Origin of the sequence: Acinetobacter stercoris (assembly GCF_900323515.1) — a bacterium.
GTDB classification, from domain to species: domain Bacteria; phylum Pseudomonadota; class Gammaproteobacteria; order Pseudomonadales; family Moraxellaceae; genus Acinetobacter; species Acinetobacter stercoris.
In genome coordinates this window covers 1-7558 of record NZ_OOGT01000193.1, presented here as the reverse complement: position 1 = coordinate 7558, position 7558 = coordinate 1, and the positions used below count along the sequence as shown (strand labels likewise).

Genomic DNA, 7558 nt, shown 5'->3' with positions numbered 1-7558 from the left:
GTTCTATAAAATAATAAAATTTCATATTCTTTTTCTAATGCCTGAATCGCATAGGTAATGGTTGAGCGCGGTAAATTTAATTGTTTGGCGACCTGACTAAAAGATTGCTTTTCTGCCACCATGCAAAATATCTTCAAACGTTCTATTTTATCCATCTTTATTATTCAACTTTTTCAAACAATCTATTCAATTATATCTGGTATTTCGTTCAAATTTAACACAATACAATAATCATTCTTACATGACAGGTTGAGCAAAAATGGCAAAGTACGAATTGAAAAATAAAACAGTAATCATCACAGGTGGAGCTAAAAACTTAGGTGGGCTAATTTCAAAAAAATTTGCTGAACAAGGTGCAAATCTGGTTATTCACTATAATAGTGAATCATCAAAAACCGAGGCTGAAAATACTATGAGAACAGTATTAGACTCGGGGGTTAAAGCGATTCTTGTACAGGCAGATTTATCAGATATTTCAAAAATAGAAGAGTTATTTATTCGGGCTAAGCAAGAATTTGGTGGAGTCGATATCGCAATCAACACCGTTGGACGCGTTCTAAAAAAATCATATTTAGATACGACTGAACAGGAATTTGATGCGATGAGTGATATTAACTCTAAAATTGCATATTTCTTTATCCAGGCTGCAGGGAAATATCTAAATGATCATGGGAAAATCTGTAGTGTTGTCACCAGTCTCTTGGCAGCATATACAGGTTTATATTCAACTTATGAAGGATTAAAAGCACCAGTTGAACACTATACCCGTGCAGCATCAAAAGAGTTCGGAGAGCGTGGAATCTCTGTAACTGCTGTTGCACCTGGTCCAATGGACACAGCTTTTTTCTATGGGCAGGAATCAAACGATGCCGTAGCCTACCATAAATCAGCATCAGCACTTGGTGGACTTACCCAAATTGAAGATATTGAATCTTTAATTCGTTTTTTAGTGACAGATGGCTGGTGGATTACAGGACAAACGATTTTTGCAAACGGTGGTTATACAACACGATAATAGAAAAGGGCGATCATAATCGCCCTTTTCTAAGTCTTAAAGATTATTTAGAACCTTTGATCCCAGCTTGTAATAACAATTCACCAAAACCACCAATTTTATTCTCTTGAGGTTTCTTGTCTTGTGGCTTGTTGCCATGACGAGGTGCTTTATCTTTATTATCCTGATTTGGACGCCCCTGAGAACGCTTCGCCTGAGGCTTACGTTCACCACGTTGCTCGTTGTGATGTTCACGACGTGGTTGTTGACGCTGTGCCTTAGCCGGTGCTTCAGAGCCTTCTGGTCGCATAGACAAGTTTACACGGTTGCGTTCAGCATCAACCTGAATCACACGCACTTGTACAATTTGACCTGGTTTAACCACTTTATGCGGATCAGATACAAACTCATTGGCAAGCTCAGAAATATGTACCAAACCATCCTGATGCACACCTATATCAACAAATGCACCAAAGTTAGTGACATTAGTAATCACACCTTCAAGTTGCATACCCTCTGATAGCTGCGAAACCTCTGTAATATCATCACGGAACTTAGCAGTACGGAACTCTGGACGAGGATCACGACCAGGTTTCTCAAGCTCGCTCAATACATCTTGAACTGTAGGAAGACCAAATGTGTCATCGACGAAGTCTTCTGCTTTAACCTGGCGGATAATTTCTGTGTTTCCAATGATATCTTTCACTGTTGTCGCTTTAGCTTCAACAATTTTTTCAACCAGACCATAACTTTCAGGGTGAACTGCTGATGCATCAAGTGGTTCTGAACCATCCTGAATGCGCAAGAAACCAGCGGCTTGTTCAAAAGTTCGTTCGCCTAAACGTGGCACTTTTTTCAATGCCTGACGGTTGTCGAAACGACCATTTTCTTTACGGAATTCTACGATCTGCTGAGCAATTGCTTTATTTAGACCCGCAATATAAGCCAAAATCGCAGGTGAAGCTGTATTAACATCAACACCAACAGCATTCACACAGTCTTCAACTACAGCATCAAGTGTTTTCGCCAAGCCAGTTTGATTGACATCGTGTTGATATTGTCCTACACCAATTGATTTAGGATCAATTTTCACCAATTCAGCAAGAGGATCCTGTAACCGACGTGCAATCGAAACCGCACCGCGAATTGAAACATCCAGTTCTGGAAGCTCGGCAGCAGCCAGCTCTGAAGCGGAGTAAACCGATGCTCCAGCTTCACTAACTGTCACTCGCGTAAGTTTCAAGTCAGTATTTTGTGCCATCATTTCAGAAACGACAGCTTCGGTTTCACGACTGGCAGTACCATTGCCAATGGCAATCAATTCCACATTAAACTCACGGCAAAGGCGAGCAAGTTCAGCAATAGAACCTTCTTTATCTTCTTTTGGTGCAAAAGGATAGATTGTACTATGTGCAAGAACATCTCCTGCATCAGATACTACTGCCAGTTTCACACCTGTACGGATACCAGGGTCTACGCCCAATGTACAACGTGAACCCGCTGGGGCTGAAAGTAATAAATGACGAAGATTTTCAGCAAATACCTGCATCGCTTCCGCTTCAGCATTCAAACGTTTCTCAGTCAGCAATGAATGCTCAATCGTCGGGCGAACTTTACCTAACCAGAACAGTTTAGCGGTTTGCTTTAAAAAGTCTTGACGTGACTGCGGCTCAAGAGTTTCTAAATTATATTCTGTCTCGATACGTAGCAATGGCGCATCATCTTCACCATCCACTTTTAAGCCGAGTACGTTTTCTTGGCGTCCACGTAACATTGCAAGCAGTCGATGAGAAGGAACTTTATTCAAATTCTCTGAAAAATCGAAGTAATCACGGAATTTTTTACCAACTTCTTTTTTCTCATCACTCGCAACCAGACTTTTCAACACTGCTGTTTTCGCAAATGTTGCTTTCAATTCTGTTGTAAGTGGAATATTTTGCGCCCATTCATCAATGATGATGTGCTGAATCGCATCAAGCTGGCTTTCCGCATCAGGATATTCTTCATGGCTAAAAACTGCCAAAGCCTCTGCCGGATCAACATTTTCAGTCAGAACTTTTTCTGCAATCGGTCCTAAACCTGCTTCTTTAGCTTTAAAAGATTTGCTGGTGCGTTTCGGACGATATGGCGCATAAATTTCTTCTAACGCATTTTTAGTTTCTGCTGCATTTACACGTGCAAGCAAATCATCAGATAATTTATTTTGTTCTTTGAGTGATTCAATAACTTTTTCACGGCGTTCATATAAATCACGTAAATACGATAAACGCGTATCTAATTGGCGTAACTGCGTATCGTCTAAGCCTTGCGTTACTTCTTTACGGTAACGTGCGATAAATGGAACACTGGCACCCTCATCAATCAATTTGATGGCAGCTTCTACTTGGTTTGGACGTACGGCAAGCTCACTTGCCAACTGCTGAACTAAGTCAGTCATCGTGTTTAATTCCACAGGATAAGGACTAAAAGTTAGTGATTATAAAGACCGAGACCATAAAATCCACAATTGTTTTGCATATTCCTAATGAAAAAAGTGATAAAAGTCTAAAATTCTTCTATTTTTGATCTGAATTTTTGTGCTTTTAAATACATTTTACTTCAGAAAAGCTAACTAGCACTGCTCTTTTAACAACCTCAATATACAGATAATCAACATTCAATGCTTTTCAAGCAAGCAAATACTACACCAAAGCTTTCGCAAATCATGCATTTTTGTACAATAAAACTGTTACTATAATTTTAAATAAAGATTTTAGCACTTCTAAATAAACATCAAGAATTGCCCTTTTTAAGAAAAATTTCAAGCAAAGCTGCCGAATTTGTACCAAATACATAAAAGTTTCATTTGAGAATGCTAAATTTTCTATTTATAAACAAGGTTCTATTCTCTGTTTTTTATGCACACAACAGAACACTCACCTTGCAAAACATGAAAATATAACAAATATAGATATAAATGATGCCTAGAAATCGCATCAATGATGTTGTTTTTTGTTTTCAAATAGCGCTTAAAATTGTAATTTTGAGCAAATTGATACATAGTCTTAACAAGAACTTAGGCATTATACTCAAGATCAACGAATATTTATAAATGACAATTTAAGGGAGTGCATCATGAGTTTAGTTGTACCTGCTGAAAATACAGATGTAGTACAAAATGAAACTGATCGAGTCGAACGCATTTTAGTTGTCGATGATGATGTGCGTTTACGTACCCTTTTACAGCGCTTTTTGGAAGACAAAGGCTTTGTAGTGAAAACAGCGCACGACGCGACTCAAATGGATCGATTGTTACAACGTGAGTTATTTTCTCTCATCGTGCTTGATTTCATGCTTCCTGTGGAAGACGGTTTAAGTATTTGCCGACGTTTACGCCAATCCAATATTGACACACCGATTATCATGCTTACTGCACGTGGCAGTGATTCTGACCGTATTGCAGGGTTAGAGGCTGGTGCTGATGACTACTTACCAAAACCATTTAACCCAAATGAATTACTTGCCCGTATCCGTGCGGTACTACGTCGTCAGGTTCGTGAAGTCCCTGGTGCGCCAAGTCAGCAAGTAGAAGTTGTGTCATTCGGTCCTTGGTCTTTAGATCTCTCAACACGTACCTTAACTCGCGAAGGTCAGGTGGTAACCTTAACAACAGGTGAATTTGCCGTACTTAAGGCACTGGTACAACACCCACGCGAGCCATTAACGCGCGATAAATTGATGAATCTGGCCCGTGGTCGTGAATGGGGTGCAATGGAGCGGTCCATTGATGTTCAGGTTTCTCGTTTACGTCGATTAATTGAGGAAAACCCTGCACGTGCACGTTATATCCAGACGGTTTGGGGTGTGGGATACGTATTTGTTCCGGATGGTGCTGAATAACTTTCAGTACCATTTAAAAACAGGAACATAATGTGAAATTAGAACCAATTGACCCTAAAGATTTTTCAGATTTTAGTGCCTATTCTGAAAAAAAGCGTACCTCGTGGGAGCGGTTTTTAGATAAAATCAAACCGCGTTCTGCTGCGATGCGAACTACTGTTTTGGTTATTTTTATCGTCTTTATCTGTTGGTTTACAACACTTTGGTTCTTTTGGCGAACACTTTATCTTCCTGAATTACAACAACATGCACGCTATTTAGCTCTAGAATTGGAGGTAATCCACAATCCTAACTTACAAGTGACCCATAATGGTGTTCCACTTGATGTTGATCAGTGGCTAAAAAATCGTATTGGTCTTGAATATGTGACTAATCCTCAAGAATACCCGAGTGTTAAAGATAAGTTTATTGCCGATTACATTACAGGGCATCTGGAAGAAAAGCTCGCAAAAGAAATGGGGGCGAAAGATGTCACTGTGTATTTTAAATTTAAGCCAAGCCCCATGATTTGGATTCAAACACCTGAAATGCAAGGTAACTGGGTCAGAGAACCATTGAAAACTTATGCCAACTATAGCCCCGAATTGGTTTTTGGTTGGTTGCTCGGAGTTCCAGTTTTATGTTTTATCATCATCCTGACTTTGGTTCGACAACTTAACAGACCACTACGCAGACTACAAAATGCGGCCAACAACTATAGTAAAACAGGTACGGCACCTTATCTGGAAACCAATCATGGACCTCAGGAAATCCGCGAAGTAAACCAGGCATTTAACCGCATGATTTACACTCTTGACCAGACTGAACGTGATCGTAGAATCATGCTGGCTGGTATATCCCATGACTTGCGCACCCCGTTGACGCGTATACGTTTAAGCGCCGAGATGATGTCTGATGATGATTTTCTAAAAGAAGGTCTGATATACGATGTTGATGACATGGACGCTATTTTAAATCAATTCATTTCCTATATGCGAGATGGTTCTGATGAAGAACTACAAGAGACTAATATCAACTCGCTTTTACAAGAACTGGTCATCCAGTTTAAACCCCTAGACATACGTTTTACCCCACAAGAGTTACCTGTTATCCCTGCCCGTTCATTATCATTAAAACGCCTGATTGGTAATCTGATCAACAACTCCAAACGTTATGGTGCTGAACCAATTGAGCTTGATGCCTATGTCAAGGATAATCACCTGATGATTAGTGTCGCAGATCATGGTGAGGGGATTCCTGAAAATCAGATTGACGAACTCATGCAACCTTTTGTTCGGGGAAATTCCGCTAGAACAGTACAAGGGAGCGGTCTGGGCTTAGCAATTGTTAAACGTATTGTTGATATCCATCAAGGTGAGCTGTTGATCCATAACCGAGCTGAAGGTGGTCTTGAGGCAATTGTTTCTCTTCCAGTCTCTATAGAAAAACCTGAAGAACCCGTGTCAAATAGCCCCATACATAAAATCAAACAAACATTGAGTGATCGTTTTTAACAGTTACCCAATACCCTCTCTTACAATAACTTTAAATTTTGACATATTGCCAATTTAAGCTATTCTTTATTTAGATGTTTTTATTATTTAACAGAGAGCTTTAACAGTAGCATATTGTTTCATCATGAATAGACATGATCACTGTAGAGGAGCTAATTTTAATAACAATAGCCACTTTTAAAAGCAGACTCTTTAAAATCGTGTTTGTTAAAAAATTTAACTAACACATCTCTTTCAATTTAAAATCTGATTTTGCTATCACGAGCAATAGGAGTCGCAAGATTTTAAATCCAGCCACTCCGATGGATGCTAAAAACAACTTGGGGATATAAGTAATAGTCTGATCTCGGATTTACAATAATTAAGGTGATATTATGAACCTTGAACAATCCGTACAAAAACTTAATCTGGTCTTTATGCCTTATGAATTAAAGGCGTTCACTCATCCTGTTTCCACTCCAGAAGAGATATCCGAGCTACAACGTGTGAGCAAACATGCTCTACCTCCTGAACTACTTCGTTTCTATAAAGAGATTGGTGGTGTTGGATATGAGGATATAGGCTGTCACGATACGGGTATGTCCATTCGGCTTTTACCTGTTTCAATTTTAATTCCAGCCTTACAGGAAACCCATAAACTCATGCACTTGCATTCTCTTGGGATCATTGATTGGCTTCGTTATCAATTAGGTAATAGCTGGTCAAAGCTGGATCGCCAAACACCTGAATTACTAGATATTAATCAACGCTATATTGGTTTAGGTATGCGTCAATTTGATCACGATTTTGCAAGACATATCTTTATAGATGAGCATGGAAAGTTTGGCATCATTGACTTCCACAGTGAAGATTATAAAAGTTTATGGCGTAATTTTTTATCTCATATGCTCGAAGACAGTACTGCAAATATGACTTTGGAGCAAGCACTCACTGAATTGTTAGAAAACAACACCGTTAGTCACTCACATGTAACCATGTAAAATGACGAACAGAACCCTATAAACGGCTAAAAAGTAACTTGTTTCACCACACATTTAGAAAATAAATGTACCGATAAAAACAACCTTTATTGGTACATTTTAAAAGCAAATAAAAAGAAAATATTCCATTATTTAATCAATAAATCACGAGACTTTTTATTATAAAAAAATTATGATCAATTCAAAAATACATTAAGCTTATGATTTTACTA

The 7558-nt window shown here is 38.9% G+C and carries 6 protein-coding genes; 4 read left to right on the top strand and 2 right to left on the bottom strand.

Translation table 11 applies throughout. The annotated features are described in order from the left end of the window. Positions 1–155, bottom strand: a 155-nt coding sequence (locus tag KPC_RS16010) for a helix-turn-helix domain-containing protein (RefSeq protein WP_146196653.1), incomplete at its 3' end; no start/stop codon positions are given. A gap of 104 nt (positions 156–259) precedes the next feature. On the opposite strand from KPC_RS16010, the gene KPC_RS16005 reads away from it, so the two are divergent. Next, on the top strand, positions 260–1015 hold the full coding sequence (locus KPC_RS16005; protein ID WP_121975356.1) for an SDR family oxidoreductase: 756 nt from the start codon (positions 260–262) through the stop codon (positions 1013–1015). A 43-nt stretch (positions 1016–1058) separates the two neighbouring features. Here the strand turns inward: KPC_RS16005 and KPC_RS16000 are convergent, their stop codons facing one another. Continuing rightward, a complete protein-coding gene (locus KPC_RS16000) occupies positions 1059–3431 on the bottom strand; it encodes a Tex family protein (protein ID WP_121975355.1) in 2373 nt (790 codons plus the stop codon). 677 nt (positions 3432–4108) lie between these two features. Between KPC_RS16000 and ompR the strand changes: the two genes are divergently transcribed. The 3 genes from ompR (at position 4109) to KPC_RS15985 (ending at position 7346) form a co-directional block, all read left to right on the top strand. Next, on the top strand, positions 4109–4873 hold the full coding sequence (ompR, locus tag KPC_RS15995; protein ID WP_121975354.1) for an osmolarity response regulator transcription factor OmpR: 765 nt from the start codon (positions 4109–4111) through the stop codon (positions 4871–4873). Positions 4874–4905: 32 nt separating this feature from the next. Then, positions 4906–6366, top strand: coding sequence for an ATP-binding protein (locus KPC_RS15990; protein WP_121975353.1), 1461 nt, complete (start codon positions 4906–4908; stop codon positions 6364–6366). A 374-nt stretch (positions 6367–6740) separates the two neighbouring features. Further along, the gene (locus tag KPC_RS15985) at positions 6741–7346 is read left to right on the top strand and encodes a hypothetical protein (RefSeq protein WP_121975352.1); all 606 of its coding nucleotides are present in this window, start codon (positions 6741–6743) and stop codon (positions 7344–7346) included. The last annotated feature ends 212 nt before the right edge of the window (positions 7347–7558 follow it).

What these genes read in the sequence shown, in the direction of transcription:
- KPC_RS16005 (WP_121975356.1), top strand. Translation starts at nt 260, where the DNA reads ATGGCAAAGTACGAATTGAAAAATAAAACAGTAATCATCACAGGTGGA.
- KPC_RS16000 (WP_121975355.1), bottom strand. Translation starts at nt 3,431, where the DNA reads ATGACTGACTTAGTTCAGCAGTTGGCAAGTGAGCTTGCCGTACGTCCA.
- ompR (WP_121975354.1), top strand. Translation starts at nt 4,109, where the DNA reads ATGAGTTTAGTTGTACCTGCTGAAAATACAGATGTAGTACAAAATGAA.
- KPC_RS15985 (WP_121975352.1), top strand. Translation starts at nt 6,741, where the DNA reads ATGAACCTTGAACAATCCGTACAAAAACTTAATCTGGTCTTTATGCCT.